This window comes from Qipengyuania sp. SM2507 (assembly GCF_053714505.1).
In genome coordinates, this window is record NZ_CM132307.1 from 2,135,238 (window position 1) to 2,160,370 (window position 25,133).

32 protein-coding genes, 1 tRNA gene and 1 pseudogene are annotated in these 25,133 nt (G+C 64.4%); 23 read left to right on the forward strand and 11 right to left on the reverse strand.

What is annotated here, in order from left to right; genetic code table 11:
• Positions 1–148: 148 nt before the first annotated feature.
• Entirely contained in the window at positions 149–1,171 is a 1,023-nt protein-coding gene (gene pspF, locus ACWIKC_RS10475) for a phage shock protein operon transcriptional activator (protein WP_454597447.1), read from the reverse strand.
• A gap of 158 nt (positions 1,172–1,329) precedes the next feature.
• Here pspF and ACWIKC_RS10480 point away from each other — a divergent pair, with 158 nt between their 5' ends.
• The 12 genes from ACWIKC_RS10480 to ACWIKC_RS10535 all read left to right on the forward strand — a co-directional run bounded on the left by ACWIKC_RS10480 (position 1,330) and on the right by ACWIKC_RS10535 (position 5,759).
• Positions 1,330–1,482: a hypothetical protein gene (locus tag ACWIKC_RS10480; protein WP_454597448.1), complete on the forward strand. Its 153-nt coding sequence runs from the start codon at positions 1,330–1,332 to the stop codon at positions 1,480–1,482.
• Positions 1,479–2,438 (forward strand): phage shock protein PspA, encoded by a 960-nt coding sequence (pspA, locus tag ACWIKC_RS10485; protein ID WP_454597449.1) that lies wholly within the window; start codon positions 1,479–1,481, stop codon positions 2,436–2,438. The genes ACWIKC_RS10480 and pspA overlap by 4 nt, the downstream gene beginning before the upstream one ends.
• Before the next feature lie 3 nt (positions 2,439–2,441).
• On the forward strand, positions 2,442–2,738 hold the full coding sequence (pspB, locus tag ACWIKC_RS10490; protein ID WP_454597450.1) for an envelope stress response membrane protein PspB: 297 nt from the start codon (positions 2,442–2,444) through the stop codon (positions 2,736–2,738).
• Positions 2,735–3,121 (forward strand): envelope stress response membrane protein PspC, encoded by a 387-nt coding sequence (gene pspC, locus ACWIKC_RS10495; RefSeq protein ID WP_454597451.1) that lies wholly within the window; start codon positions 2,735–2,737, stop codon positions 3,119–3,121. The genes pspB and pspC overlap by 4 nt, the downstream gene beginning before the upstream one ends.
• A gap of 28 nt (positions 3,122–3,149) precedes the next feature.
• Entirely contained in the window at positions 3,150–3,461 is a 312-nt protein-coding gene (locus tag ACWIKC_RS10500; protein WP_454597452.1) for a hypothetical protein, read from the forward strand.
• Positions 3,461–3,838: a hypothetical protein gene (locus tag ACWIKC_RS10505; RefSeq protein ID WP_454597453.1), complete on the forward strand. Its 378-nt coding sequence runs from the start codon at positions 3,461–3,463 to the stop codon at positions 3,836–3,838. The genes ACWIKC_RS10500 and ACWIKC_RS10505 overlap by 1 nt, the downstream gene beginning before the upstream one ends.
• The gene (locus ACWIKC_RS10510; RefSeq protein ID WP_454597454.1) at positions 3,835–4,182 is read left to right on the forward strand and encodes a hypothetical protein; all 348 of its coding nucleotides are present in this window, start codon (positions 3,835–3,837) and stop codon (positions 4,180–4,182) included. The genes ACWIKC_RS10505 and ACWIKC_RS10510 overlap by 4 nt, the downstream gene beginning before the upstream one ends.
• Positions 4,179–4,472: a hypothetical protein gene (locus tag ACWIKC_RS10515; protein ID WP_454597455.1), complete on the forward strand. Its 294-nt coding sequence runs from the start codon at positions 4,179–4,181 to the stop codon at positions 4,470–4,472. Before ACWIKC_RS10510 ends, ACWIKC_RS10515 begins: the two co-directional genes overlap by 4 nt.
• Before the next feature lie 31 nt (positions 4,473–4,503).
• The gene (locus ACWIKC_RS10520) at positions 4,504–4,740 is read left to right on the forward strand and encodes a hypothetical protein (RefSeq protein ID WP_454597456.1); all 237 of its coding nucleotides are present in this window, start codon (positions 4,504–4,506) and stop codon (positions 4,738–4,740) included.
• Complete coding sequence (locus tag ACWIKC_RS10525; protein WP_454597457.1) at positions 4,737–4,913, forward strand: hypothetical protein; 177 nt, start codon at positions 4,737–4,739, stop codon at positions 4,911–4,913. Before ACWIKC_RS10520 ends, ACWIKC_RS10525 begins: the two co-directional genes overlap by 4 nt.
• Positions 4,914–5,002: 89 nt before the next feature.
• Positions 5,003–5,410: a SufE family protein gene (locus ACWIKC_RS10530; protein WP_454597458.1), complete on the forward strand. Its 408-nt coding sequence runs from the start codon at positions 5,003–5,005 to the stop codon at positions 5,408–5,410.
• Position 5,411: 1 nt separating this feature from the next.
• Positions 5,412–5,759, forward strand: a complete 348-nt coding sequence (locus ACWIKC_RS10535; protein ID WP_454597459.1) for a YbaN family protein — start codon at positions 5,412–5,414, stop codon at positions 5,757–5,759.
• 47 nt (positions 5,760–5,806) lie between these two features.
• Here ACWIKC_RS10535 and ACWIKC_RS10540 read toward each other — a convergent pair whose 3' ends face one another.
• Positions 5,807–6,967 (reverse strand): patatin-like phospholipase family protein, encoded by a 1,161-nt coding sequence (locus ACWIKC_RS10540; RefSeq protein WP_454597460.1) that lies wholly within the window; start codon positions 6,965–6,967, stop codon positions 5,807–5,809.
• Between the two features lie 412 nt (positions 6,968–7,379).
• Here ACWIKC_RS10540 and ACWIKC_RS10545 point away from each other — a divergent pair, with 412 nt between their 5' ends.
• Positions 7,380–9,227, forward strand: coding sequence for a diguanylate cyclase domain-containing protein (locus tag ACWIKC_RS10545; RefSeq protein WP_454597461.1), 1,848 nt, complete (start codon positions 7,380–7,382; stop codon positions 9,225–9,227).
• A gap of 129 nt (positions 9,228–9,356) precedes the next feature.
• Here ACWIKC_RS10545 and ACWIKC_RS10550 read toward each other — a convergent pair whose 3' ends face one another.
• The 6 genes and pseudogenes from ACWIKC_RS10550 to ACWIKC_RS10575 all read right to left on the reverse strand — a co-directional run bounded on the left by ACWIKC_RS10550 (position 9,357) and on the right by ACWIKC_RS10575 (position 13,197).
• Positions 9,357–10,121, reverse strand: a complete 765-nt coding sequence (locus ACWIKC_RS10550; protein WP_454599483.1) for a hypothetical protein — start codon at positions 10,119–10,121, stop codon at positions 9,357–9,359.
• A gap of 48 nt (positions 10,122–10,169) precedes the next feature.
• Positions 10,170–10,271 (reverse strand): annotated as a pseudogene (locus tag ACWIKC_RS10555) (hypothetical protein); the annotation flags it as partial.
• Positions 10,253–10,867, reverse strand: coding sequence for a hypothetical protein (locus ACWIKC_RS10560; protein WP_454597462.1), 615 nt, complete (start codon positions 10,865–10,867; stop codon positions 10,253–10,255). The pseudogene ACWIKC_RS10555 and the gene ACWIKC_RS10560, both read right to left, overlap by 19 nt.
• A 590-nt stretch (positions 10,868–11,457) precedes the next feature.
• A complete protein-coding gene (locus ACWIKC_RS10565) occupies positions 11,458–11,958 on the reverse strand; it encodes a sterol desaturase family protein (protein ID WP_454597463.1) in 501 nt (166 codons plus the stop codon).
• 7 nt (positions 11,959–11,965) lie between these two features.
• Positions 11,966–12,742 carry a fatty acid desaturase gene (locus ACWIKC_RS10570; protein WP_454597464.1) on the reverse strand — a complete coding sequence of 259 codons (777 nt, stop codon included), beginning with the start codon at positions 12,740–12,742 and terminating at the stop codon, positions 11,966–11,968.
• Positions 12,743–12,786: 44 nt separating this feature from the next.
• Positions 12,787–13,197 carry an acyl-CoA thioesterase gene (locus tag ACWIKC_RS10575; protein ID WP_454597465.1) on the reverse strand — a complete coding sequence of 137 codons (411 nt, stop codon included), beginning with the start codon at positions 13,195–13,197 and terminating at the stop codon, positions 12,787–12,789.
• Positions 13,198–13,299: 102 nt separating this feature from the next.
• On the opposite strand from ACWIKC_RS10575, the gene leuC reads away from it, so the two are divergent.
• The 9 genes from leuC to ACWIKC_RS10620 all read left to right on the forward strand — a co-directional run bounded on the left by leuC (position 13,300) and on the right by ACWIKC_RS10620 (position 20,118).
• A complete protein-coding gene (leuC, locus tag ACWIKC_RS10580; RefSeq protein ID WP_454597466.1) occupies positions 13,300–14,769 on the forward strand; it encodes a 3-isopropylmalate dehydratase large subunit in 1,470 nt (489 codons plus the stop codon).
• A gap of 7 nt (positions 14,770–14,776) precedes the next feature.
• Positions 14,777–14,935: an isopropylmalate isomerase gene (locus tag ACWIKC_RS10585; RefSeq protein ID WP_454597467.1), complete on the forward strand. Its 159-nt coding sequence runs from the start codon at positions 14,777–14,779 to the stop codon at positions 14,933–14,935.
• The gene (gene leuD / locus ACWIKC_RS10590) at positions 14,935–15,537 is read left to right on the forward strand and encodes a 3-isopropylmalate dehydratase small subunit (RefSeq protein ID WP_454597468.1); all 603 of its coding nucleotides are present in this window, start codon (positions 14,935–14,937) and stop codon (positions 15,535–15,537) included. Before ACWIKC_RS10585 ends, leuD begins: the two co-directional genes overlap by 1 nt.
• The gene (locus ACWIKC_RS10595; RefSeq protein ID WP_454597469.1) at positions 15,534–16,535 is read left to right on the forward strand and encodes an NADPH:quinone oxidoreductase family protein; all 1,002 of its coding nucleotides are present in this window, start codon (positions 15,534–15,536) and stop codon (positions 16,533–16,535) included. The genes leuD and ACWIKC_RS10595 overlap by 4 nt, the downstream gene beginning before the upstream one ends.
• Positions 16,536–16,607: 72 nt before the next feature.
• Complete coding sequence (locus ACWIKC_RS10600; RefSeq protein ID WP_454597470.1) at positions 16,608–16,934, forward strand: DUF1476 domain-containing protein; 327 nt, start codon at positions 16,608–16,610, stop codon at positions 16,932–16,934.
• Between the two features lie 4 nt (positions 16,935–16,938).
• Positions 16,939–17,172, forward strand: coding sequence for a BolA family protein (locus ACWIKC_RS10605; RefSeq protein ID WP_454597471.1), 234 nt, complete (start codon positions 16,939–16,941; stop codon positions 17,170–17,172).
• 40 nt (positions 17,173–17,212) lie between these two features.
• Positions 17,213–17,545, forward strand: a complete 333-nt coding sequence (gene grxD / locus ACWIKC_RS10610) for a Grx4 family monothiol glutaredoxin (RefSeq protein ID WP_454597472.1) — start codon at positions 17,213–17,215, stop codon at positions 17,543–17,545.
• 315 nt (positions 17,546–17,860) lie between these two features.
• Positions 17,861–18,637: an NUDIX hydrolase gene (locus ACWIKC_RS10615; RefSeq protein ID WP_454597473.1), complete on the forward strand. Its 777-nt coding sequence runs from the start codon at positions 17,861–17,863 to the stop codon at positions 18,635–18,637.
• A 101-nt stretch (positions 18,638–18,738) separates the two neighbouring features.
• Positions 18,739–20,118 carry an NAD-dependent succinate-semialdehyde dehydrogenase gene (locus ACWIKC_RS10620; RefSeq protein WP_454597474.1) on the forward strand — a complete coding sequence of 460 codons (1,380 nt, stop codon included), beginning with the start codon at positions 18,739–18,741 and terminating at the stop codon, positions 20,116–20,118.
• 9 nt (positions 20,119–20,127) lie between these two features.
• On the opposite strand, the gene ACWIKC_RS10625 is transcribed toward ACWIKC_RS10620, so the two are convergent.
• Positions 20,128–20,204 (reverse strand) — tRNA-Arg (locus tag ACWIKC_RS10625).
• 60 nt (positions 20,205–20,264) lie between these two features.
• Here ACWIKC_RS10625 and ACWIKC_RS10630 point away from each other — a divergent pair.
• The gene (locus tag ACWIKC_RS10630; protein ID WP_454597475.1) at positions 20,265–21,005 is read left to right on the forward strand and encodes a queuosine precursor transporter; all 741 of its coding nucleotides are present in this window, start codon (positions 20,265–20,267) and stop codon (positions 21,003–21,005) included.
• A gap of 67 nt (positions 21,006–21,072) precedes the next feature.
• Here ACWIKC_RS10630 and ACWIKC_RS10635 read toward each other — a convergent pair whose 3' ends face one another.
• Both ACWIKC_RS10635 and virB11 read right to left on the reverse strand, forming a co-directional pair.
• The gene (locus tag ACWIKC_RS10635) at positions 21,073–23,958 is read right to left on the reverse strand and encodes a TonB-dependent receptor (protein WP_454597476.1); all 2,886 of its coding nucleotides are present in this window, start codon (positions 23,956–23,958) and stop codon (positions 21,073–21,075) included.
• 154 nt (positions 23,959–24,112) lie between these two features.
• Entirely contained in the window at positions 24,113–25,126 is a 1,014-nt protein-coding gene (gene virB11, locus ACWIKC_RS10640; protein WP_454597477.1) for a P-type DNA transfer ATPase VirB11, read from the reverse strand.
• Positions 25,127–25,133 lie beyond the last annotated feature (7 nt).

Consider the following 25,133-nt stretch of genomic DNA (forward strand, 5'->3'; position numbering starts at 1 on the left):
TGAGTCTCCGTTTTTGCGATCCAGCGATACCACGATGATGCGACAACAGGGTTTCGTGCCGGCCCCTTGCGGCGCCAGCCCCTCAATGTCGCAACAGTATCGGGATTGACGGTCAGCTAGGCGCAAAAGCGCGGCATTGCAAGCGCGATCAGCCGTCGTCGGCGAGGCCGTGCTTCTTGATCGCGTGGCGCAGCTGGTCGTAGCTCAGCCCCAGTGCCTTGGCGGTCTGGCGCTGGTTCCAGCGGTGCTTCCCCAGCGCGTGCTCGAGAATGCTTTTCTCGTGCTCGTCTACCGCGGCGCGCAAATCGTCGACCGAATCGAAATCGTCGGCGGCGGGTGCCGGGCCCGGCTCGCGGTCGGCCGTTTGCGTGCGTGCACGTGACGGGGTGGCGGGTTTCCACGGGCTGTCGAAGGGGTCGAACACCGCGTGGGCGATCGGCGCGTTCCAGTCGTCCCAGCGATAGACCGCGCGCTCGACGACATTGCGCAATTCGCGGACATTGCCCGGCCATGGATGGTTCTCGAGCTGCTCGGCGACATGCGGGGCGAAGCCGGGCCAGCCCTCCCAGCCGATCTCGGCGGCCATCCGGCGACCGAAATAATCGGCCAGCACCTGGATATCGCCCTCGCGAACGCGAAGCGGCGGCAGGGTGATGACCTCGAAGCTCAGCCGGTCGAGCAAGTCGGGGCGGAAATCGCCGCGCTGAGCCTTGGCCTGCAGATCCTCGTTGGTGGCACCGACGATGCGGACATCGATCCGCACCGGGCGGCTCGAACCGATCCTTGTGACCTCGCCATATTCGACCGCGCGCAGCAATCGCTCCTGCGCGCCCATCGACAGCGTGCCCAGCTCGTCGAGGAACAAGGTACCCTTGTCCGCCTCCTCGAAGCGCCCGACGCGGTGCTTGGTCGCGCCGGTGAAGGCGCCCGCCTCGTGGCCGAACAGCTCGGCCTCGATCAGCGTTTCAGGCAGCGCGGCGCAATTCATGATCACCAGCGGTTCGTCCCAGCGGGTCGACAGGCGATGGAGGCGCTCGGCGATCAGTTCCTTGCCGGTCCCGCGCTCGCCGACGATCAGCACCGGGCGGCGCATCGGCGCGGCGCGGCTGGTCCGCTCCACCGCGTCCAGGAAGGCGCCCGACTGGCCGACGAACTGGTTTTCCCGCTCCATCGCCAAGATATAGGGAATTCCCCCAAGGATTGGCAATAGGCACCATGTCCGTTCCGCTCCCGCTGCCCGAAACCGATGAAATTCCGCGGCTTTCACGGTTTGGCACACCGCTTGCAAAATACCCTGCAACACAATCAATCCATGGGGAGGACCACCAAATGTACGATCGCCGCTTCTTCGCCACCCGCCTGGGACGCGCCGCTCTGGTCAGCATCGGGGCGATGGTCATCTTCGTCGGTTTCAGCAGCCAGATCGCGGTCACCGAACCCCTTCCCGCCTTCGCCATCCACCCGCAGGTCGAGCTGGCGTGAGCAAGCCGACCAACCCGCTAGGGCCGGAGCCTCGCTCTCCCGACAGTCCCGACCGCGCCGACCCCAGCGCGGACGAGGCTTCGGCCCGCCCCGGTTCCGGTCGCGGCCCGCGCCCGTCGCGGATCGAGGAGGAGGTCGAGCGCCTGCGCCGCTCCCCCCGCTCGCGGCAATCCTCTACCGAGGGCAAGCGCGCTGATGCCAGGGGCGACCCCTGGGAAGCCGCCGACAAGATCACCGATTTCTTCTCCAACGGAGCACCTTTGATGGGTATTTTCAGCCGCACCCGCGACATCGTCGCCGCCAATTTCAACGACATGCTCGACAAGGCGGACGACCCCACCAAGATGATCCGGATGATCATCCTCGAGATGGAGGAAACGCTGGTCGAGGTTCGCGCCAGCGCCGCGCGCACGATCGCCGACCAGAAGGAAATGCACCGCAAGACCGTCCAGCTCGACCGACTGCAGGACGATTGGGGCGACAAGGCGCAGCTCGCCTTGTCGAAGGATCGCGAGGATCTGGCCCGCGCCGCGCTGGTCGAGAAGAAGAAGGCGGCCGATATCTCCGACCAGCTCAAGCAGGAGATCGCGGTGCTCGACGATGCGCTGCGCGCCTATGAGCAGGATATCCAGAAATTGCAGAACCGGTTGCGCGAAGCGCGCAGCCGCCAGACCGCCATCGCCGCACGGCTCGAAAGCGCCGAGAACCGCGTCAAGCTGCGCACGCTGATGAGCTCGGAGCGCACAGACGACGCGCTGGCGCGCTTCGACCAGCTCGAACGCCGGGTCGATTACGCCGAGGGCCGCGCCGAATCGCTGTCGCTGGCCGATGGCGCGAACAAGGCCAGCCTCGCCGACGAAATCTCCGCGCTCGAGGGCGCCGATGCGATCGACGACGAGCTCGAACAGATGAAACGCGCGCTCGGCAAGAGCGGCGACAGCAAACAGGAGGATTGATCCATGGAAGCCGTACCGATCGTACTGATACTCTTCGTCGCCCTGCCCTGGATCATCCTTCACTATGTGACCAAGTGGAAGACCTCCGCCACGATCACGACCGACGACGAGGCGTTGCTCGAAGAGCTCTACAACCTCGCCAAGCGACTCGATGATCGGATGGACACGGTCGAGAGGCTGGTCGCCTCGGACAATCCCGAATTCAAGCCTGCCCGCCTGGTCCATGATTCCGAAGCCGACAACCAGCAGCTGCGCGAGCTTGAACAGCTCATCGCCGAGAAAAAAGGAGCCGCCAAATGAACAGCCCCCGCACCACGCTTTACCGCGACAAGCAGAATGCCAAGCTGATGGGCGTCTGCTCCGGCATTGCCGATTACACCGGGGTCAACGCGCTCTGGATCCGGCTCGGCTTCGTGATTGCAGTCCTTTCCGGAGTGCTCAGCCCGATCGTCCTGCCGCTTTATTTTCTTGCCGGCCTGCTGCTCAACAAGAAGCCCGAATACCTCTACCGCGAGGAGCCCGAGGAGAAGAAATACTGGCAGGGCGTACGCCAGAGCCCGGAGCGCACCGCGCGCCAGATCCGCTCCAAGATGAAGGACGTCGATCGCCGGCTGGCCGAAGTCGAAACCTTCTACGTCAGCTCCAATCCGCGCCTCAACGCCGAAATAGAACGGCTGCGCTGAGCGGCAAAACAATCATGGGGGAAATTCAATGGAAGGCGTAATCGCACCGCTCATCCCGATCCTGGCGCTATCGATACCGATTGTCGCGATCTGGACCAAGCACCGCCAGAAGATCATCGAGATGCAGGTCGACGCGACCGTCAGCAACACCGCCGAACGCGCCGCGCAATACGCCTCGCAGGTCCAGCAGCTCGAAGACCGCGTCCGCGTGCTCGAACGCATCGTCACCGACCAGGGCTATGATGTCGCCACCCAGATCGAAGCGCTGCGCGACCAGCGCCGGGTCGACGAGACCGGCGCCGGTGTCCCGCTCGAGATGAAGCAAAGAGGAGCCGCATAATGGACTTCGAGGGACCCGCTTTCATTCTCGCGATCATCGCGTTCAGCACGCTGGCCTGGCTGATCAACAACTGGATCCGCGCCAAGCATGGCTATGCGCTCGAAGACGAATGGGGCGGCAAGACCGAACGCAGCGACAGCGCAGAAGCCAATCAGCTGCGCGCCGAAAACGCCGAGCTGCGCACGCTGCTGGGCAAGGTCGACAAGCGAATGCAGGTGCTCGAGCGGATCGTGACCGACAAGGGCTATTCGCTCGCCGACGAAATCGAGGCGCTGCGCGACCGCAGCCCGACCCTTAATCCGCCAGCCGACCGCGGCGACATCTATAGCGACGGCGGCACCCCGCTCGACATCAAGCAGACGGAACAGGCCCGATGAACGAATTCTCGCAGATTGTCCCCCACCTGCCATGGATCGTCGGTGCCGCGCTGGCGCTGGGAGCCATGACCACGCTGGGCTGGATCCACACCACCAGGCTCAAGATCAAGCACGGCTACCCGCTCGAAGGCATGTGGGGCCAATCGCTCAAGCCCTCCACCGACGGGCAGACCGCCGAACGGGTCAAGCTGCTGACGCAGGAAAACGCCGAACTGCGCGCGGAGCTGGGTTCGATGAAGGACCGGCTGGTCAATGTGGAGCGCATCGTAACCGACAGCGGCTACCACCTCACCGGCGAGATCGACCGGCTGCGCGACCCTTCCGCCAAGGAAACAACGCAATGAATTTCTGGACCGCCGCCGTCATTATCGTGCTGATCTGGGGCATCGTCCAGATCTACACCCGCCGCCACGATCGCGATCTGGGCGTCACGCGGGGCGTGGACGGCAATCCGGTGTTCGCGCCCCCCAAATCCGATCCCGACAGCGAAGAGACCCGCCGCGAGATCGAGCAATTGAGCGAGCGGATCAAGGTCCTCGAGCGCATCACCACCGACGCCAACAGCCACGAAGCGCAGGAAAGCCGTCGCATCGCCGAGGAAATCGATCGCCTGCGCGACAAGCAGAGCGACTAGCCACCACAGGTTCCAGGAGGACATGAAGGAAATGTTCGAACCATCATTCGTCATCGCCGCCGCCGCGCTGATCGGCCTGGGCATCGTCGCCGCAACGCTGCTGCTGGGCTGGCGGGGCTGGCTGGCCTTCAAGCAGCGCGAGCTCGACTGCCACCGCGGCGAACCGCGCGAAGCCGGCTCGAACATCGGCGCCGCGCGGATCGAGATTTCCGACCTCAAGGAGCGCATCCGCAAGCTCGAGGCGATCGCCAATGGAGTCGATCTGTGAGCGCTGTTCGCAACGACGCCGCCCGGGTCGGGATCGGGCTCGGCAGCGCGATCGCGGTCGCGATTTCCTGGAGCCTGCACCAGTCGATCGTCTGGGCCGCAATCCAGGGCTTCTTCGGCTGGTTTTACGTCCTCTATTACGCCCTGACCCGACCCGGCGGCCTTTCTGGCTGACCAGCCAGCTGACCGATCGACCGATGCGAGGCTCGCTCCGTCCTGTCCCGCGATGGACGCGGGGTTGCGGCGCGGCTAGACGCAGCGCCATGAGAAGCCTCTCCGACATCGCCGAAGAATACCACTTCCTCGAAGGCGACGAACGCTATCGCCTGCTGGTCGAACTCGGCCGCGAGCTCGATCCCATGCCCGATGCGCTCAAGACCGACGCCACGCTGGTGCGCGGCTGTTCGGCACAAGTCTGGGTCTATCCCACCGAAGGTGCCGGGCAGCTCCATTTCCTCGCCGACAGCAATGCCGCGATCACCAAGGGCATTGTCGCGCTGGTGATAGCCGCAGTGCAGGACCGGCCCGCCGCCGAGGTCGCCGAAATGGATGTGACCGAAGCGCTCGATCCCTTCGACCTGAAAAACCAGCTCTCGTCCAACCGCACGCAGGGCGTCCCCAACATGATCGCGCTGGTGCAGCAACACGCGGCCCGGATCGCCGCGAACTAGGATGCGCCTGTTTTATCGGGTCGCCGGCCTGCTGGCCCTGGCGCTGGGGGTGGTCGGCGCAATCCTCCCGCTGATGCCGACGGTGCCCTTCCTGCTGCTGGCGGTCTATTTCTTCGCGCGCAGCAATCCCGCATGGGAAAAGCGCATCCTCGACCACCCGCACTGGGGGCCGCAGGTGCGCGACTGGCGCGAACGCCGCGCGATCAGCCGCCGCGCCAAGACGCTGGCCGTCAGCGCGATGGCAACCGGCGCGGTGTTCACCTATTTCACGCTCGGCGCGCCGTGGTATTATGCTTCGGTCGCGATCCTGGTGATCGCCGGCGGCTGGATCGCGACGCGCAACGAGTGAGGCCGCGCGCTCGACGCGCACTTTGTCGAGCGGTTCCTGCGCGCGCCTCAGCGGTCCGGGTCTTCGCTGGCTTCGAATATGCTCCCGGCCCAGGCGCTCTCGCCTCCGCGGACGACGCCGTAATCGAACAGCTCGTTCATGTAGGATTGCGAAAATCGCCCTTCGGTCTCCACCTCGAATTCGGGGCCGATATAGCTGATCCGGAACGCGATGCCGTTGTCCTCGGCAAAATTCTGCACGTTGAGAAGAGTGGCCCGGTCGTGAGCCGAAAGCACCGTGGAGAGCGCACGGCTGATGATCGCGAAAGTGGCCGGTTCGACCAGTGTGTATTCCGGACGGAGGCGACCGTTTAGGATAACGAATATCTGGTCCCGCGACTGCCGGCCTTCGCTTGCGCCCCGTGAAATGACGCTTTCGGGTATGGAAAGGAAGCCGGCGGTCACCGATCCGTCGACATGCATTTCCCTGAAACTCTGCCCGCCTTCGGAGACCTCGATCATGACCGGTGCGAACAGGCCGGGGATGCTCGCGGATGCGAGGAGGACGCGGCGAAACAGCTCCAGGCGTCGCGGATCGGTGCTTTTCGCGATCGCCCCCATGTCCCAGACAACCCCGCGCGCCGCATCGAGATTAGTGGTCTGGACGAGCAAGCGGCGCCCCTTGCGGTGTTCGTCGGCGATCGCATCGAGCAGGGGCTCGTCGATATTCTGCGCGATCAGCTGCGCCAGCGGCGCGGTATCGGCGATGCTGGGCTGGGTCAGAAGTCCGACCACCCCGCGCTGGCGATAGATATCCTTGCGGGTGACCCCGGTATAGAAGCCGCGCAAGCGATCGTCATATTCGGAGCCAAGGAAGGCGAAAGGCGCGATCAGCGCTCCCGTGCTGACCCCGGAAACGATGGTGAATTCCGGCCGCTTGCCTGTTCCGCTCCAGCCCTTGAGGAAACCCGCTCCATAGGCACCATCGTCGGAACCCCCGGATATGGCGAGGAACGCGCCGGGGCGGTTCGATGGCGCCTGCTCCGCCATTTCGGCCCTCATGCCGTCGAAGACTGCGGCGTCGGCGTCGGCCCAGTAGCGGACCGAGGGGAAGCCGGGCACGCCGGCCTGCTCCGCCTGCACCGCTGTGTGGGCGATCCGGTCGGGCCAGGTCGCGCAGCCGCCCAGCGCGAGAGCCAGCGTCACAAGCAGGGCGGTCGTTCGGCGCATCAGCGGGGCGTCGGCAAAGGGATTGTGCGGTTCCAGTCAGGCAAGCCATGGCGGGCGGAGATGTTCAAAGGCGCGAGCCCGGTCGGTGATACCACTGCGAAAGGCATTGTCGCAACGCTCGGCGCCGGCACCACGGCAGGCCGAGCGCGAGAACAACGGGACGCACGACCGTCGCGATCCGACCGTCGGCAGGGCACATAGCCCCTCCGCCGGACCAAGGGCAACGGCATCGCTTGTTTCGTCAATCGGGGCAATTAACCAGGATGCGGCGTTCGAGCACACGATCTTCTCGGGACCGTCTACTGTTTCCGGTGCGAGGTAACGCAAACCGGCCCTCCAAATCACTTGCTGACCGAACCGTCTTAAGCAGCTAGGTTAACTTCTCCATTGCCCGGCAAGAGTTTTTCAATCGATGGCGATTAGTCCCAACCCGATGACATGGATTGAGAGGCACGTACCCGGCGGGAAGAAGCTTGCACTGCTGGGACTGGCATTTTTCGCGATCACTTCGCTGACCATCGCGATGACGCGCTTCGGGGGGGCGCTCGCGCTGGTATGGCTCGGCACCGCGATCCTCGCCGCAGTGCTGGTGACACTTCCCAGATCGCAATGGCCCCGGATCCTCTGGAGCTTTGCAGCCCTCAGCGCCGTAGCGACCAGCCTGTTCGGTTTCGGCCCGCACATGGCGCTGCAACTGGCCGCCGCCAATGTGTTCGAAGGCTATGTGATCGCCCGGTTGTTGCTGGCCCTGCGACCGCAGCGCGACTGGCTCGAGAGCGTCGACGGGCTGATCGTCCTGATCGTCGCGGGCGGGCTAGTCGGGCCGGCGCTGGCAGCGATCCCAGGCGGCTTGATCGTGGCGCTGACAACCCCGGGCAGCTGGCTGTCCCACGCCACCGACTGGATCGCCGGCCACGGGCTGGGTACGCTGCTCGGCTTCCCGATCGCCTATATGGCCGCCTCGGGCGCGCTCTCGAAGGATTTTGCGTCGGCCAGCCTGCCGGTGATCCTAGAATGCATCGGTCACGCGCTGATCGTCGGCCTCGTGACCGCAATGGTGTTCCTGCAAGCCGACTTGCCGCTGCTGTTCGTGCCCATCGTTCCGCTGCTGTTCGCTTCCTTCCGGCGCGGCCGCATCGGCGCGTCGATCGGATTGTTCACCATCGCCGTGATCGCCATAGCAGCGCTCTCGACCGGCGAAGGCTTTTCCCTCCCGGTCCTGGACAGTTTCGGCGACAAGGTGCTGTTCCTCCAGTTCTACCTCGCCGTATTGCTGCTGCTCGCGCTGCCGGTTTCGGTGGCGCTCAAGCATCGGCACTTGCTCTTCGTGGAGCTCGAGGAAGAAAAAGCCCTCAACGGGCTCATCTCCGATCATTCGGACGGTGCGCTGCTCAATCTCGATAGCGAGGGCCGGATTCGTTTCGCCTCCCCGGCAAGCGAGTGGCTGAGCGGCCAGGTCGAGCTGACGGGCGAACCCTTGGCGATCTTCTTCGATCCGCTCGACGAGTCGCTCGTGCTCAGCACTCTTACGAACGCCGGCGACGAGCCGGGTAAGACCAGCGTTATCGAGCGTCCGGTGCTGCGCGGCGACGAACAAATCTGGCTCGAGGCGCGGATACGCGCCGTCCCGCGTGCCGAAACCCCGGGCAGGATCGCGGGCTATGCCGTCACCATCCGCGACGCCACCGCGAGCAAACACGCCGAGCTGCGCGCCTTGCGCGAGGCGGATACCGATGCGCTCACCGGCCTGCCCAACCGCCGCGCCTTCCTCCGGCACCTGGAAGCCCGGCTCGAATATGCGGTGAATCGCCCCTTCATGTTCGCCATCGTCGATCTCGACCATTTCAAATGCGTCAACGACACCTATGGCCATGATGCGGGCGACATGGTGCTACGCCAGGTCGCGGCGGCGATGCAGCAGCTCAGCGCACCCGATCGCTTTTTCGCCCGCCTCGGCGGAGACGAATTCGCGCTGATCGCCGAGCGCATCGAACCGGACGAGGCGACGGCGTTGTGCGAGGAATTGTGCCGTGCGGTGGCTGCGCTAGACCTCGCCGCACCCGACGGGACCGCTATCTCGCTCACCGCCAGCGTCGGCCTGGCGGGCATTGATGCGCCATGCAGCGCCTCGCTCGCACTGCAGGCCGCCGACGGCCCGCTCTACGCCGCCAAATCCGTCGGCGGCAACCGGGTCGAGATCGCCACTGCAAACGGCCAGAGCCCCAACCGCCGTTCCGATAGCGAAACCCAGGCCGCCTGAAGTCTTTCACGGCCATCGCCGGCCCCGGCCTGAGAAGCCGGGGCCGAACGAAGCCGGTCGATCGATTGGCCAGCGGTTGGGGGCACTCACAGGAGAGCCAGACGCGCCGCTATGTCGCCAACCCGCGCGTCAGAACCCGAGGGCGAAGCCGGCCTGGGTCACCACTTCGCCATTGCCGGTGTTGCCAGCGATCCCGGCGCCGACGGCGAACCTATCGCTGACCCGTCCGGTCAGGTTGAGCGCATAGCCCTGTTCGCCGTTGTAATTGGCGACATTGCCGGCGATCACGAGGCTCTTGTCCGGCATGGCGATCGCGCTGCCGAGCGCAGAGGCAGCCGCGATTCCGCCGGAAAGGCCCCGGTCCATATCCTCGAGCCGGAAATTGACCTGCGCCAGCCCGTTCTCGAGGGCACCGACCCGCCCGGAAAGGGCGCTGAACTGCGCATCGGTGACCGCGGCGATGTGGTTCATCGACAGGCGGATGCTGTCGACCGCCGAGGCTGCCGCCACCGCCTGTCGCCCGAGCGTGCCACTGGCATCCACCGTCACCGCATCGACCGGTCCGACCTGCGCCGCCGTGCTCGCGGCGATGTCTCCGATACGCACCGATGACCCGGTGCCGCCGAGCATGACCTGATTGGCGGCGGTCGTGGTGGCTCCCTGCCCGACCGCGGTTGAGCCCGCGAAACTGGCATTTGCGCTCGCGCCGATGGCGGTGGCGTTTTCGGCCTGCGCCCTGGTCAGATAGCCGATCGCGGTAGCGTTGTCGGTCGGCGCGAAGCTCTGATAGCCCAGCGCAACGGAGTACGACCCACGCGCGGTCGCGAAGGCACCGAAGGCCAGCGCGCCAAGACCGTTGGCCTCGGAGCCGGAGCCAGCGGCGGTGGCCTGCACCCCGTTGGCGAAGGCGCCATAGCCGAAGGCGGTCGTTCGGATGCCGGTCGCCAGAGTGTCCGCACCAAGGGCCAGCGTCTCCTGGCCGTCCGCTCGCGCTCCGCCGATACCCGCATCGCTGCCATCGCCACCTAGCGCGACGGACCCCAGGCCGTAAGCCGTCGCCCCGCGCCGCCGGCGAAGCTGGCAGCGCCGCCCGCCAGCGAGTCTGCGCCAACCGCCGTGGAATTGGCGGCGAGCGCCTGCGCGCCGGCCAGTCCTGCATCGTCCCCGTCGCCAACGAACGCGGTCGCGCCGAGGCCCATTACGTCCGACTCGGTGCCGACCGCCAGGCCGCCAGCCCCGGTCACTGCAGCATTGCGACCGACCGCCGTGCCGCCGACCGCGTCGACAAGAACGACCGAACCCTGGCCCACCGCGGTCGAATTGATGGCCAGTGCATCGGCATTGTGGCCGATCGCCGTCGCATCGGCGGCCAGCGCATCGGCGAGGCGACCCAAAGCTGTGCTGCGTTCGCCGGTGGCGTTGGTGTTGCTCCCGACGGCTGTTCCGAACTCGCCCGAGGCAATGGCATTGACGCCGCACTCGGTGGTCGAGCCTGGGAAGGACGGGTTGACGTTGCACTCGACCGTGCTGTCCGCCAGCGCAGGATTCGCAGGCAACACCAGGTAAGCGGCTATGCCGCCCGCGCTAGCGAGCAGGATCGTACGAACCGGTCGGGACGAATTACGAATTGAAGTGAACATGCTACTCTCTCCTTGTTGCAGGAGGGAAACGCGCATTCAGACTGCAAAGAAAACCGCAATCCACTCACAGCGGAACAGCAAAATCGCTGCGACAAGCCTCCCCCTTTTCTACGCGACCGCCGGAACTGGCGACTCGCCGGAGTTGCCACCCGTCCCGAGCAGAGTGAGACTTATCAAAAAGCGAGTCAAACATGACGGCTAGCCGGGCCAACCGCTGGGGCCTGGCATCGTTGCCATACCAATAGTGAGAGCGCCGCTTTCGCTGGATGACGGACAGGCCGACGCTCCTCCGCGCAAATGCCACGCCACCCGACCATTTTCCTACACCCCGGGAATTTGCCACACTCTCCAGATGACCCCCGCTCCTGTCCTGTTGGATTCGCTTTGCGCCGCGAAATCGCCCGGCAAGGTGATGGTTCGGATTGCCACCCAGCCCTGTGGCCTTCGCCTGAAGGAAAGCCACACCGGCGCCGCCGGAGTCGCCCACAATATCCTGTATCAAAACGAGAATTCGTGCAAGTCCAAACCGGATAGAACCGATTTTGCGTCAACCGACCGTGGGATTTACCCCGCGGCGTTCGGGCCCGCGTTCAGGCGGACGCGCTGTCGCGGACCACGGCGATGCCCGCCTCGCGCTGGCGCTTCAATTCGGCCTTGAGCTTGGCCGGGTCGGCGGCGAAGACGAAGCCGAAGCTCACCCCGCCTTTCTTGCCTACGGTTGCGTGGTGGAGCTTGTGCGCCTGTACCAGCCGCTTGGCGTAGCCTCGCTTGGGCACCCAGCGGAAATAGCGCTGATGCACCAGCCCGTCGTGGACCAGCGTGTAGATCACCCCGTAAAGCGTGATCCCGAAGGCGACCCACCACAGCATCTCGGAATAGAGATAGCCGATCAGGAACAGGAAGAAGACGATGGTCCCGAAGGTGACCGCGTAGAGATCGTTCTTTTCAAACGTGTTGTCGTGCGGCTCGTGATGGTCGCGGTGCCAGCCCCAGCCCCAGCCATGCATGATGTATTTGTGCGCCCACCAAGCGAACATCTCCATGCCCAGCACCGCCAGCACGACGGTCAGAATGATGGCGGGGACGGTCATGCGTGTCTCACTTGCTCCGGTTCGGGGTCTCGGGCCGGCGCAGGCCGGGCAACCCCCACCACGGCACGTCGGGTGCCCGGTGATGTTCGTGATGATAGCCGAAATGGAAGCAGGATGCGAGCGATGCCAGCGTCCCGAAGCGCTCGCTGCGCGCGTTGTGGCGATCGGTAAAACCGGCCCGGCTCGCGCTCTCGTGTCGATGCGGACGGAAGGTGCCGAAATAGAACAGCTGCAACGAGGATGCGATCGCGGGCAGTCCGTAGAGCAGGACGATCTTCTCGACCGGGACCGCGAAGACCAACCAGTAGAGCGTGACCATGAAGGAGACGAACAGGATCGAGCCCCAGCCGAAATAGCGCTTCAGGAAGGTGGCGTACCATGGCCAGAAACGGGTCGGGTTGGCGGCGTCGAAATCGGGATCGCGGTCCGAACCGGGGGCCTTGTGATGCGCGAAATGCGCATCGCGCATCCGCTTCCAGCCGAAGCCCGCATAAAGGAACAGCAGCGCCGCGCCGACCGCGCCGTTGAGCCGCCCGCCGCCCGGCACCAGCGAGCCATGCATCGCATCATGGCTGACGATGAACAGTCCGACCGAAAGCCAGCATTGTAGCAGCGCCATCCCCAAAGCGAGCGGGAGGCTGCGCCAGGTCAGTTCGAAACCGAACATCGCGTAGAGATGCAAGCCGAGCCAGCTCGCCAAAATCGCCGCAGCCCATGCGAGGCCGATCGCGGCCTGCGTCGCGCGCGGACGGCGTGTTGGCGATGAGGCGGTGGGCACGGGCATCACTTGTGCCTATCAGCCCGGCGGCAGGAGCGGAATACAGACACTCAGGCTGCCGGTTCCTCGGCAGGGAAGAAGATGCTGCGCATCCCGTCGTCGATCCGCGCAGGACGGTGGGTATCGATATCGATGCAGCACCAGGCCGACTGCACCTCGGCCAGCACTTCTTCGCCACGGCGGATGACCGTCGAGTAAAAGGCGCGCGCACCCTTGAAGCTTTCGAGCACGGTCTGCGCGATGACATCGTCCTCGAGAAAGGCAGGCTTGCGGTAGGTGATCTCGTGCTTGAGCGCGACCCAGGCCTTGCTCGCCACCTCTTCGGCGGGCGCGAGCTTCTGCCAATGCGCCAGCACCGCATCCTGCACCCAGCCAAGATAGCGGGCGTTGTTGACGTGACCCATGAAATCGATGTCGTCGGGCACGACGGTAATCGGAAAGGCGAAGGGCTTTGCTGACATGGGTGTCAATTAGGGATTGATACCTTTCTTTTCCATGACCCGGCTATTGCTTTGCCCGCAAAAGATTGCGTCTGTTGCCGCTGTGCAGCAAATATCGCCGCCATGGCGAGCAAACCGCGCACACTTTACGAGAAGATCTGGGACGCGCATGTGGTCGAGCGGCGAGAGGACGGTACCTGCCTGCTCTATATCGACCGGCATCTGGTCCACGAGGTCACCAGCCCGCAGGCCTTCGAGGCGCTCCGGCTCGCTAGGCGGACGGTGCGCCGCCCCGATCTCACGCTCGCGGTGCCCGACCACAATCTCCCGACCACCCCGCGGCTCGCGCCCGACGGAACGCGGCTGCCGATCGCCGATCCCCAGAGCGCCGCGCAGCTCGCCGCGCTCGAACGCAACGCCCCCGAATTCGGGGTCCGCTATATCGCGGCGACGGATGCCGAGCAGGGCATCGTCCATGTCGTCGGCCCCGAGCAGGGCTTCTCGCTGCCCGGCGCGACCATCGTCTGCGGCGACAGCCACACCGCCGCGCATGGCGGGATCGGCGCGCTGGCCTTCGGCATCGGCACCAGCGAGGTCGAGCATGTGCTGGCAACGCAGACGCTGCTGCTCGCGCCGTCGAAAACCATGGAGGTCCGCGTCGAGGGCGAACTTGGCCCGGGCGTGACCCCCAAAGACCTGATCCTCCACATCATCGGGCGCATCGGCACCGCGGGCGGGACCGGACATGTCATCGAATATCGCGGCGCGGTGTTCGAGAACATGAGCGTCGAGGGCCGGCTGACCGTGTGCAACATGAGCATCGAAGGCGGCGCGCGCGCCGGGCTGATCGCGCCCGACGAGACGGTCTTCGCCTATCTGGAGGGCCGCCCCTACGCCCCCAAGGGCGAGGACTGGGACCGCGCGCTGGAATGGTGGCGCTCGCTGCAGACCGATGCGGGCGCGCACTTCGACCGCAGCGTCGTAATCGACGCGGGCGCGATCGAGCCCACGGTGAGCTGGGGCACCAGCCCGGAAGATGTCGTCCCGGTGGGCGGCAGCGTCCCCTCGCCCGAAAGCTTCGCCGACCCCGCCAAGCAAGAGGCGGCGCGCAAGAGCCTCGCCTATATGGGGCTCGAACCCGGCACCCCCATCGCCGATATCGCCATCGAGAACGTGTTCATCGGCAGCTGCACCAACAGCCGGATCGAGGATCTGCGCGCTGCAGCGCGGGTCCTCGATGGTCGCCGCAAGGCCGACGGGGTCCGCTGGGCAATCGTCGTCCCCGGCTCGGGGCTGGTCAAGCGCCAGGCCGAAGCCGAGGGGCTCGACAAGATCTTCACCGACGCGGGGTTCGAATGGCGCGAACCGGGCTGTTCAGCCTGCCTTGCGATGAACCCCGACAAGGTCCCGCCGGGCGAACGTTGCGCCTCGACCAGCAATCGCAATTTCGTCGGCCGCCAGGGCCCGGGCGCGCGGACCCACCTGGTCAGCCCGGCAATGGCCGCCGCCGCAGCCGTTACCGGTCGGCTGGCGGATGTGCGGGAACTGCTGGTCGAATCCACCCTTGCCAGCCCCGGTCCGGCTGGCGCATGAGGCGCGCATGACACGCAAGCACAAAGGCAAGGCCGCCCTCGCCGGCGCCATCGGTTCCGCCGCCATCGCCGCGGCGATGCTCTATGCATCCAAGCGCAAGCAGAAGAACCGCCCCGAGCAGCCCGGCCCGATCCCCCCCTCCGGCGAGAACCCCGAAACCGATTGATGAAAGCTGTCGCTTCGATCGAGGGCCGCGCGATTCCCTATGGCGCGAAGAATGTCGACACCGACATCATCATTCCCGCGCATTGGCTCAAGACGATCACCCGCGAGGGGCTGGCGCAGGGCGCGTTCGAAAGCGTCCGCGCCGAGCCCGGCAATGTCTTCGACGAACCCGCCAATGCCGGCGCGCCGATCCTGATCGCAGGCGACAATTTCGGCTGCGGATCGAGCCGCGAGCACGCCGCCTGGGCTTTGCTCGACATGGGCATCCGCGCGGTGATCGCGCCCAGCTTCTCGGACATCTTTTCGAGCAACGCCTTCAAGAACGGCATCCTCGCGGTCGAGCTGCCGCAGGAGCAGGTCGATCGGCTGATGGAGGTCGCGCGCGAGCACCCGATCGCGGTGGATCTCGAAAGCCAGATGGTGACGACCCCGTTCCAGGATCGGTTCGCATTCGCGATCGATCCGTTCCGCAAGCATTGCCTGCTCGAGGGGCTCGACGAGATCGGCATGACCCTGGCGCGCGATGCCGCCATTTCGACATACGAACGCAGCCGGGCGGTCTCGCTGCCCTGGCTCGACAATCCAAGGGAGAATTCATTGTGAAAGCCGTGCTGTCCAAACAAGTCGGTGGACCCGAAACGCTGGTTGTCGAGGATATCGCCGAGCCCAAGCCGGGTGCGGGCGAGGTCCTGGTCAAGGTCGCCGCCTGCGCGATCAACTTCCCCGACACGCTGATCATCCGCGACATGTACCAGTTCAAGCCCCCCCGCCCCTTCGCCCCCGGTGGCGAGATCTCGGGAACGGTCGAGGCGGTTGGCGAAGGCGTCGAAGGCTTTGCGGTTGGCGACAGGGTGATGTGCGGAGTCGGCAATGGCGGCCTTCAGGAGAAGGTCGCAGTCTCCGCGCAGCGCCTGTTCAAAGTCCCCGACGGCATCGATCTGGTGCAGGCCAGCGCGCTGCTGATGACCTATGGTACCACGATCCACGGGCTCAAGGACCGCGGCGACATCAAGGCAGGCGAGACCGTGCTGATCCTCGGCGCGGCAGGCGGCGTCGGCCTCTCCGCGGTCGAACTCGCCAAGGCCTATGGCTGCCGCGTGGTCGCCGCAGTCTCGACCGAGGAAAAGGGCGAGGTCGCGCGCAAGGCGGGTGCCGACGAAATGGTGATCTATCCGCGCGCGCCCTTCGACAAGGACCAGTCCAAGCAACTCGCGAGCGATTTCAAGGCCGCGGTCGGGCCCGATGGCGCGAACATCGTCTACGACATCGTCGGCGGTGATTATTCCGAGCCCGCGCTGCGCGCGATCGCCTGGGAGGGCCGTTTCCTGGTGATCGGCTTCCCCGCCGGGATCGCCAAGATGCCGCTCAACCTGACCTTGCTCAAGAGCTGCGACATCCGCGGCGTGTTCTGGGGTGCCTGGACCGCGCGCGAGCCGCAGAAGAACGCCGCCAATATCGCCGAGCTGTTCGACCTGTGGCAAGCAGGCAAGATCAGCCCCCTGGTCAGCGAAACCTATCCGATCGAGCGCGCGCACGAAGCCATCGCCAAGCTGGAAAACCGCGGCGCGATCGGCAAGCTGGTGGTGACGATGGCGGGCTGACAATCCGGTTGCCGGGGCAGGCCGCGGGGCCTATCTGTTCGGGTCACCGCATCTGCCCCCACGAGGATCACCATGACCGATTTCAAGGATCGCCAGCGCGGCGAAGAAGCCAAATACGCGATGGACGAGGAAACCGCCTTCAAGATCGCGGCGCGGCGCAACCGGCTGCTGGGCGAATGGGCGGCAGGCCTGATGGATCTCACGCCCGAGGAAACCGACGCCTACAAGAAAGCGGTCGTCCAGGCCGATTTCGAAGAAGCGGGCGACGAAGATGTGATCCGCAAGGTGCTGGGTGATCTGACCGCCGCCGAGAGCGAGGTGACCGAAGCCGATATCCGCACCAAGCTCGAGGAATGCTCGGTCGAAGCGCGCCGCCAGTTCATGACCGAGCAGGGCTGACGCCATGCCGATGCCCGCCGAAGAAATCGAACGCCTGATCAAGGCCGCGTTGCCCGAGGCCGAGGTCGAGATCCGCGACCTCGCGGGCGACAACGACCATTTCGCCGCGCATGTCGTGGCGCCCGAATTCACGGGCAAGAGCCGTGTGCAGCAGCACAAGCTGGTCTATGAAGCGCTGGGTGGCCGGATGGGTGGCGAGCTTCACGCCTTGCAACTGACTACGCAAGTTCCCACCTGAATTATCTAGTCAAATTCGTAATGGAAGGCAGGACACCCCAATGTCCGATGTGAATACCCGTATCACCGGCATCGTCGGCGAGGCAGACGTCGTTCTCTTCATGAAGGGCACGCCGCTCTTTCCGCAATGCGGCTTTTCGAGCCGCGCGATCGCCATCCTCGATCATTGCGGCGTCGCCTATGAAAGCGTCGACGTGCTGCAGGACATGGAAATCCGCCAGGGCATCAAGGGCTTCTCGGACTGGCCGACCATTCCGCAGCTTTACGTCAAGGGCGAGTTCGTCGGAGGCAGCGACATCATGATGGAGATGTTCGAGGCCGGCGAATTGCAGGAGTTGATGGACGAAAAACAGGTCGCCAAGGCCGAGAGCTGAGCCAAGACTGGCAGGCTCCGGTCCAGACCGGCAACCAAAACGGGAAAGGCCCGCGTGACCGACCAAAGTCACGCGGGCCTTTTTGATTTTTCGGGGAGGCGGGGGCACAGACCAGGAGTGGTCCCGCCTCGATTCGAAGACCATCAGAGATGCTTACTTTATGCAGGGCCCGTGCCAAAACCGATCGGACGCGGATTCCGGCGCATCGCGAAGGTTAACGCCCCGCCCGCCGCACCTGCATGTGTAAATTATCCCGACACGCGGCGAGGTTATGCGCGCTTGGCAAGCGTGCCCCTACCATGCAGTAAGACAAGCATGAGCCCACCCGACGACCAACCCATCCCCGCCGCGACCCTGGTGATCTTCCGTGGAGGGCGCGACGGCCCCGATCCCGAATTGCTGATGGTGGTACGATCGCGGAAGATGTCCTTCGCCGGCGGCATGGCGGTGTTCCCTGGCGGTCGCGTGGATCCGGCGGATTATGCGCTGGCACGCCAGCTCGCTCGAGATGAGGATCCCGAGGAACTCGCACACCGGATCGCTGCGATCCGCGAAACGCTCGAAGAGACCGGTCTGGCGGTGGGTCTGTCCGGCGCGATCGATGGCGTCCTTGCCCGCGAGGCGCGCGCCGACCTGCTGAAGCAAGGGGCGCTCGCGCCAGTGCTCGACCGCTACGGCTGGACGATCGATCGCGGCGCCATCATCCCCTTCGCGCGCTGGCTGCCGCTTGGCATGGCGCACAGCCGCATCTTCGACACCCGCTTCTACCTCGCCGACCTAGGGACCGGAGCGGTCGATGTCGAAGTCGATGCCACCGAGAACACCCAGTTGTTCTGGGTCAGCGCCAAGGGCGCGCTGGAGATGGCCGAACGCGAGGAGATCGCGCTGATCTTCCCCACCCGCCGCAATCTGGAGCGGCTGGCGCTGTTCGGCGATTTCGCCGCCGCCCGCGCCCACGCCGAGGCAACCCCGGTGCGGATCATCACCCCGCAGGTGGACAAGAGCGGTGCGGCGCCGGTGCTGCGGATTCCGGGCGACGCCGGCTATCCGGTCACCACCGAGGTGCTCGATCGCGCCATGCGCGGCGACTGACCTTCGCTCATCACCGGCTCGTCGCAGTTTTGTGCCGCGGCGGAACGGGTGGTGCTTTGAAACCGTTCCTTAGTCGAACTCACAGACAAAGGACGTATCCCATGGGCACGATCACCACCGTCAATCCGGCCACCGGCGAAGACCTCTCCACTTACGAACAGATCGGTCGCGACGAGGCCTACCGCAAGGTCGAAGCCTGCCACGCGGCCTTCGAAAAGTGGAAGCTGCAATCGCTCGACGAGCGCGCCGAAGTGCTCAAGGGCATCGGCCAGGCGTTGCGCGACCACAAGGAAGAGCTCGCCCAGCTGATGACCGACGAGGTCGGCAAGCGCATCAAGGACGGCCGCGGCGAGGTCGAGTTGTGCGCGGCCATTTGCGACTACACCGCAGCCAACGGCCCGAGCGAGCTCGCCGACCAGGAGCGCAAACCCAACAACGCCGGGCGCGGCATCGTCACCTTCTCGCCGATCGGCGTGATCTACGGCATCCAGCCGTGGAATTTCCCCGCCTATCAGGTGATCCGCTATGCCATCGCCAATCTGATGACGGGCAATGGCGTGCTGCTCAAGCATGCGAGCAATTGCACCGGGAGCGGGCTCAAGCTGGCCGAAATCTTCGTCAAAGGCGGGCTGCCCGAGGACCTGTTCACCGTGCTGGTGATCGATCATGACACCTCGGATGCGATCATCGAACACGACAAGGTGCGCGGCGTGACGCTAACGGGTTCGGACACCGCAGGCAAAACGATCGCCCAAGCCGCTGGCAAGGTGCTCAAGCCCACCGTGCTCGAGCTCGGGTCCAACGACGCCTACATGGTGCTCGAAGACGCCGATCTCGATCTGGCGGCGAAGGTCTGCGCCAACGCGCGGCTCTACAACGGCGGGCAGACGTGCATCAGCGGCAAGCGCTTTATCGTGACCGAGAAGGTCTACGACGCCTTCCTCGACAAGTTCAAGGCGCGGTTCGAGGCAGTCCGGACCGGCGATCCCAATTCCGAGGATACCGACATGGGCCCGATGGCGCGCGCCGATCTGCGCGATACGCTCCAGAAGCAGGTCGACCAGAGCATCGAGAGGGGCGCCACCGCCGCCGTGGGCTGCGAAATCCCCGAGGGGCCGGGTGCTTACTATCCCGCCTCGATCCTCACCGATGTCGCACCCGGCCAGCCCGCCTATGACGATGAATTGTTTGGCCCGGTCGCCTCGGTGATCAAGGCCAAGGACGACGAGGACGCTATGCGCATCGCCAACGACAGTCGCTATGGCCTGGGCGGCGGGATCCTGTCGAAGAATGTCGACAAGGCAATCGAACTTGCCTCGCGCCATTTCGACACCGGTATGGTGTTCATCAACACCTTTGGCCTCGCCGACCCCTCGATGCCCTTCGGCGGGGTCAAGAATTCGGGCCATGGCCGCGAGCATGGCGGCTTCGGCATCAAGGAATTCGCCAATGCCAAGAGCATCTTCGTCGGCAGTGCCTGACGGGTAGAATGGTGCGCCCGGCAGGACTCGAACCTGCTGCCTCAAGATTAGAAGTCTCGCGCTCTATCCAGATGAGCTACGGGCGCGCACGGCGGGGCATTAGCGCGGGATTGCGCTGACGCCAATCGGAGATAGAACGGGCGGCGATGGAAGATCCCGCGCCGCCCACCGCTCCACCCACTGCCGAGTCGCCGCGTTTCCGCTATTACGATCTGGTGATGGCGGCCTTCGTCACCATCCTGATCCTGTCCAACCTGATCGGGGCGGCCAAGCCTTCTTTCATCACCCTGCCCGATGGGACCGATTGGTCGTTCGGCGCCGGGGTGCTGTTCTTCCCCGTCAGCTACATCATCGGTGACGTGCTGACCGAGGTCTATGGCTACGCAAGAGCGCGGCGGGTGATCTGGACCGGTTTCGCCGCGCTCGCCTTCATGGCCTTCATGGCCTGGGTGGTGGTCGCGCTGCCACCCGCCGACGGCTGGGACGGGCAGGAGGCCTACGAGAAGGTCTTCGGCAACACCTGGCGGATCGTCGCTGCCTCGATGATCGCCTTCTGGGCGGGCGAATTCGCCAACAGCTATGTCCTCGCGCGGATGAAGGTCTGGACCAAGGGCAAAGCGCTGTGGAGCCGGACGATCGGCTCGACAATTGTCGGCCAAGGCCTCGACAGCCTGATCTTCTACCCGCTTGCCTTCTACGGTCTGGCCGGATGGCCACCCGAACTGCTGTGGCAGGTCGTGCTGTCGCAATGGTCGATCAAGACCGCCTGGGAGGCCTTGCTGACTCCCTTCACCTATCTGGTGATCGGCTGGCTCAAGAGGCGCGAGGGTGTCGACATTTACGACGCCGATACCGATTTCTCGCCCTTCGCCAGCACGCGAAGCTAGCCGCCGAGACGAAAAAGGGGCCGGACAACGCGTCCGGCCCCTTCCCTCTCCCAAGGGAACCGAGACGTCAGAAGGTAACGCCCACCCCGATGCCGAAGCGGCGCGGATCGAGGGTGAAGATGTTGGTGAAATTCCCCGACGAGGCATCGGTCAGATAGAGGCCCGTGACCGAGTTGCTGTCGAAGATATTCTGGATGAAGCCGCGAACGAAGAAGCGGTCGTCCGGACCATTCAGCTGAATCTGCGCATTCGCCTGGACGAAGGGTTCGATCCGGTTGACGTTGCCATTGAACACGTTTCCGTACTGTTCGCCGGTGAAGGAAAGATCGAACCGCGGCACCAGCGTCCAGCCATTGCTGAAGTCAGCCGTATATTGGACCCCCATCGAAGCCTTCATTTCGGGAGCCTGGGGCAATTTGTTGCCGTTGAGGTTGACCTCCACACCCGGGCTCAGGACCTGGATTCCTCCAAACGCTGCCCCCACCGCCTGCGCCTGGGCATCGAGCACCGAACAGATGCTGAAGGCGCCGGTCGAGGCGATCCCGCCATCGCTCGGGAAGGCGGTCGGACCGCGCAACCCGAGAGCCGGATTGATCGTCGCCACGAAAGCATTGGCGTTCGCACCGGTGACCGCACAGAGCGAACCGTTGGAAATGTCCTTGATGATCACGGCCGTCGGATCGCCACCGCCGGGATCGCGCGGGTTGGAGAAGAACTGGTCGCCATCGACCTTGGCGTTGAGATAGCTGAACGACATGTTGATCAGCCACGCCGGATCGGGCGCGATAATCGCCTCAAGCTCGGCACCATAGACCGTAGCATCGATCGTGTCGTTGACCGAGGTGCGCGCCACGATCCGACTGAGCTGGAGGCCAGCGTATTTATAGTAGAATGCCGTGGCATTGAGCTGCAACCGGCCGTTTGCGAGCGAGTTCTTCGACCCGATCTCGAAGGCGTCGATGATCTCCGAACCGAAGGATTCGGCAACGTCGAAGATCGGCGAGAGCGGCGGATTGATACCGCCCGATTTGTAGCCACGCGAATAGGATGCGTAGAGCAGATTGTCCGGCGTGACTTCGAAATCGAGCACTGCGCGTCCTGTGATCTCATCGAACGACACCGAGCGTTGCTGCACCAGCTGGTTACCAGGGGTGCCCGGGTCGGCGTCGAACCCGCCGACGAAGGGCGAGTCGAAAGGATCGCCGCCCCCGAAAGGATTGAGGAAATTTGCCAGCGTGGTGCGCGCCGTGACGTCTTTCGTATCATCGTTGTAGCGCAGGCCGCCGGTGAAATGTAGCCGGTCGGAGAGATCGATATAGACCTCACCGAAAATACCGAAGCTCTCAAGTTCGAACGAACGGGTGTTGTTGCGATACATGGAGGTAGCGAGATACGAAGGCGGCAAGCCGGCCCCCAGCGCGCTGAACGTCCCCAAAATGCCGGTCGCGTAGTCGAGGCCGAAGGAATTGACGTAATAGCTGTTCGTATCCGTGGTGACGTTGGCGTAAATGCCGCCGACCAGGAAATTGAACGGACCGTCGAAATCGCTCGAGAGAATGCCTTCGATCGACCACGCCTTGTTGTCCTGGTTCGAACGGTCGAAGGACAGCGGCACATCCGAACAGATGGCATTGCCTTCGTAAACGCCCCGGTTCCCGTCGTCATTGTCCGAGGTGCACAGGACCCCGTTCGGCCCATTGGGAATCAATGCGTTGGCGACAGGTGACAGATAGGCACCCAGACCCGGAACCTGGGTGAAAGCCGCCAATTGATTGAGCGCCGGCGCATAGCCGCTGCGATCCAGTATGCCGAGATTGTAGTCCTGCCGGGAATCGACCCGGTTTTCCTGATAGGTGCCGCCGATCGACAGGTCGAACGACCCGATGGCCTGTTCCAGTCGCGCCTGCAGGATCATCTCGTCGGTGAAATATTCCGGCGTAAACGGCGTGTTGACGGTGCGGACATCGTTCGGCTCGTCGAAATTGGCAAAACCGTCGGGGCCGTAGATGCTGCCCAGACCAAAGCCGGGGGGCAGACCCTGGATCGCATAGAGTTCCGAGGAACTGAGAACCGACGCGAGGGTCGAATTCGCATTGGTGCTGTCGAAATCGCGCCGGTTGGCCAAGCAGCCGAGCACGCCCGTGGGATCGCGCTGGCAGGTCTGCTTCTGGATACGCAGCCGGTCATCGTTCTCGCGGAAGTAATAGCCAGTCAGGTCGATCGTCGTATTGGCACCCGGCTCGAACCGCAGCGAGCCACGGACAGCATACATGTCGCGCCCGTCGATGGACGAACCGTCGAACAGGTTTTCAGTGTAGCCATCGCGATTGAGGTAAAAACCCGCGACGCGCACACCGATCGCTTCCCCGATCGGAAGGTTGATCATACCGGTGGCTTTGATGCTGTCGTAATTACCGTATTCGAAAGTGGCCGCTCCACCGAAGCCCGACAGATCGGGTTTCGCGGTGACCACGTTCACGACGCCCGCAGTGGCATTGCGGCCGAACAGCGTACCCTGCGGGCCGCGCAGAACCTCGATGCGCTCGAGATCGAAATATTCCGTCTCGAACAGACGCGTACCGAACAGCGGCGCACCGTTCTGGTGAATTGCGGTTGCGCTGTCGCAGGTGACCCCGACGCAGAGATCGCCGATTCCGCGAATGGTAAAGCTGGAGGCGGTAAAGTTCGACTTGGTGAAGGAGACGTTGGGCAGGGTTAGCTGAAGATCGCTCGCGTTTTCGATCTGCTGCGCCTCGAGCGCCTTGGCGTCGAATGCGCTGACCGCGATCGGCACTTCCTGCAGGCTCTGGTTTTGTCGCTGCGCGGTAACGATGATCGTCGGCGCGTTGATACGCGGGTTTTCCAGATCGCTATCGGCGGCGGATTGTGCGTGAACCGGAACAGCAACTGCACCGGCGCAAATGCCGGCCAGAAGGGTGGCCTTAACCCTCATAATTCCCTCTCCTCATCTAGCCGTCTATTTTTGCGGCTTAGACACGGAAAGGTAACAGATCACAGGTTGCTGGCAAGCCTCTACGCAGCTTTGTTGCGCATATGCAGCGTTAGCTGTGTTTTTTCTTTCCTGGAGAACCTATTGGACGCTCTGGTCAAACCAGCTCGCTGCTCAGCGAAATGTCCGCAATGCCGCGTCCACCATCGGCGTCCCGGCCAAGCTGGACGAGAATGTCGATCACGCTCGAGGCATAGGCGATCGTATCGCTGCGGGTCAGGCCGATCCCGGTCTGCATCACCATTAGCGATAGCTGCTCGAGCGCGCCGCTCAGCGAATTGGCATGGATGGTCGAAAAGCTGCCCGGATGGCCGGTGTTGATCGCGCGCAGGAAACTGACGCTTTCGGCCCCGCGCAATTCGCCCAGCACGATCCGGTCGGGCCGCAGCCGCAGCGCCGCCTGGAGCAGTTCGTTGGCGGTGACCTTGGCTTCGCCCAACTCGCCCTTCACCGCGACCAGGCCGACGCCGTTCTCGCCCGGCAGCCTGAGCTCGGGCGTATCCTCCACCAGCACCACCCGCTCGTGGCGAGGAATCTCGCCGAGCATGGCGTTGAGAAAGGTGGTCTTGCCGGTGCTGGTGCCGCCCGAGATCAGAATCGTGCGGCGCTGCTTGATCGCGGCACGCAGGAAGGCGATTGGTTCGGCGTGCGGATCGGGCAGAGGTTCGTCGCGGCGCGGTTTGAGCGGCCCCTGATCATAGGCGTCGAGCGTGAGATCGAGCCGGCGGTGGCGGCGGATGGCCATGGTCCAGTGCTTGCGCGCCGCGGGGGGACCGCAGAACTGGATCCGTGCGCCATCAGGAAGCGTCGCGCCGAGCAGCGGATGCTCGCGATTGATCCCCTGGTGGCTGACCCGCGCGACCTGTTCGGCCAGTCGCTGGACCAGCCGGTCGTCAACTTCAGCAATTGCGATCTTCTGCATTCCCGGGTGGGCGGAATCCTCGATCCACACCTCGCCGGGCCGATTGACGAGAATTTCGGTCACTGTGTCGCGGTCGAGCCATTGCCGGAACGGCGCAAGATAGGCGTCGAGATAGACGCTGCGCTCGCTCGCGACAGGCTGCAGCGGCTCGATCTCGCCCGGCTGGAAAGTGTGGATATCCGCGCTCATCTTTTGG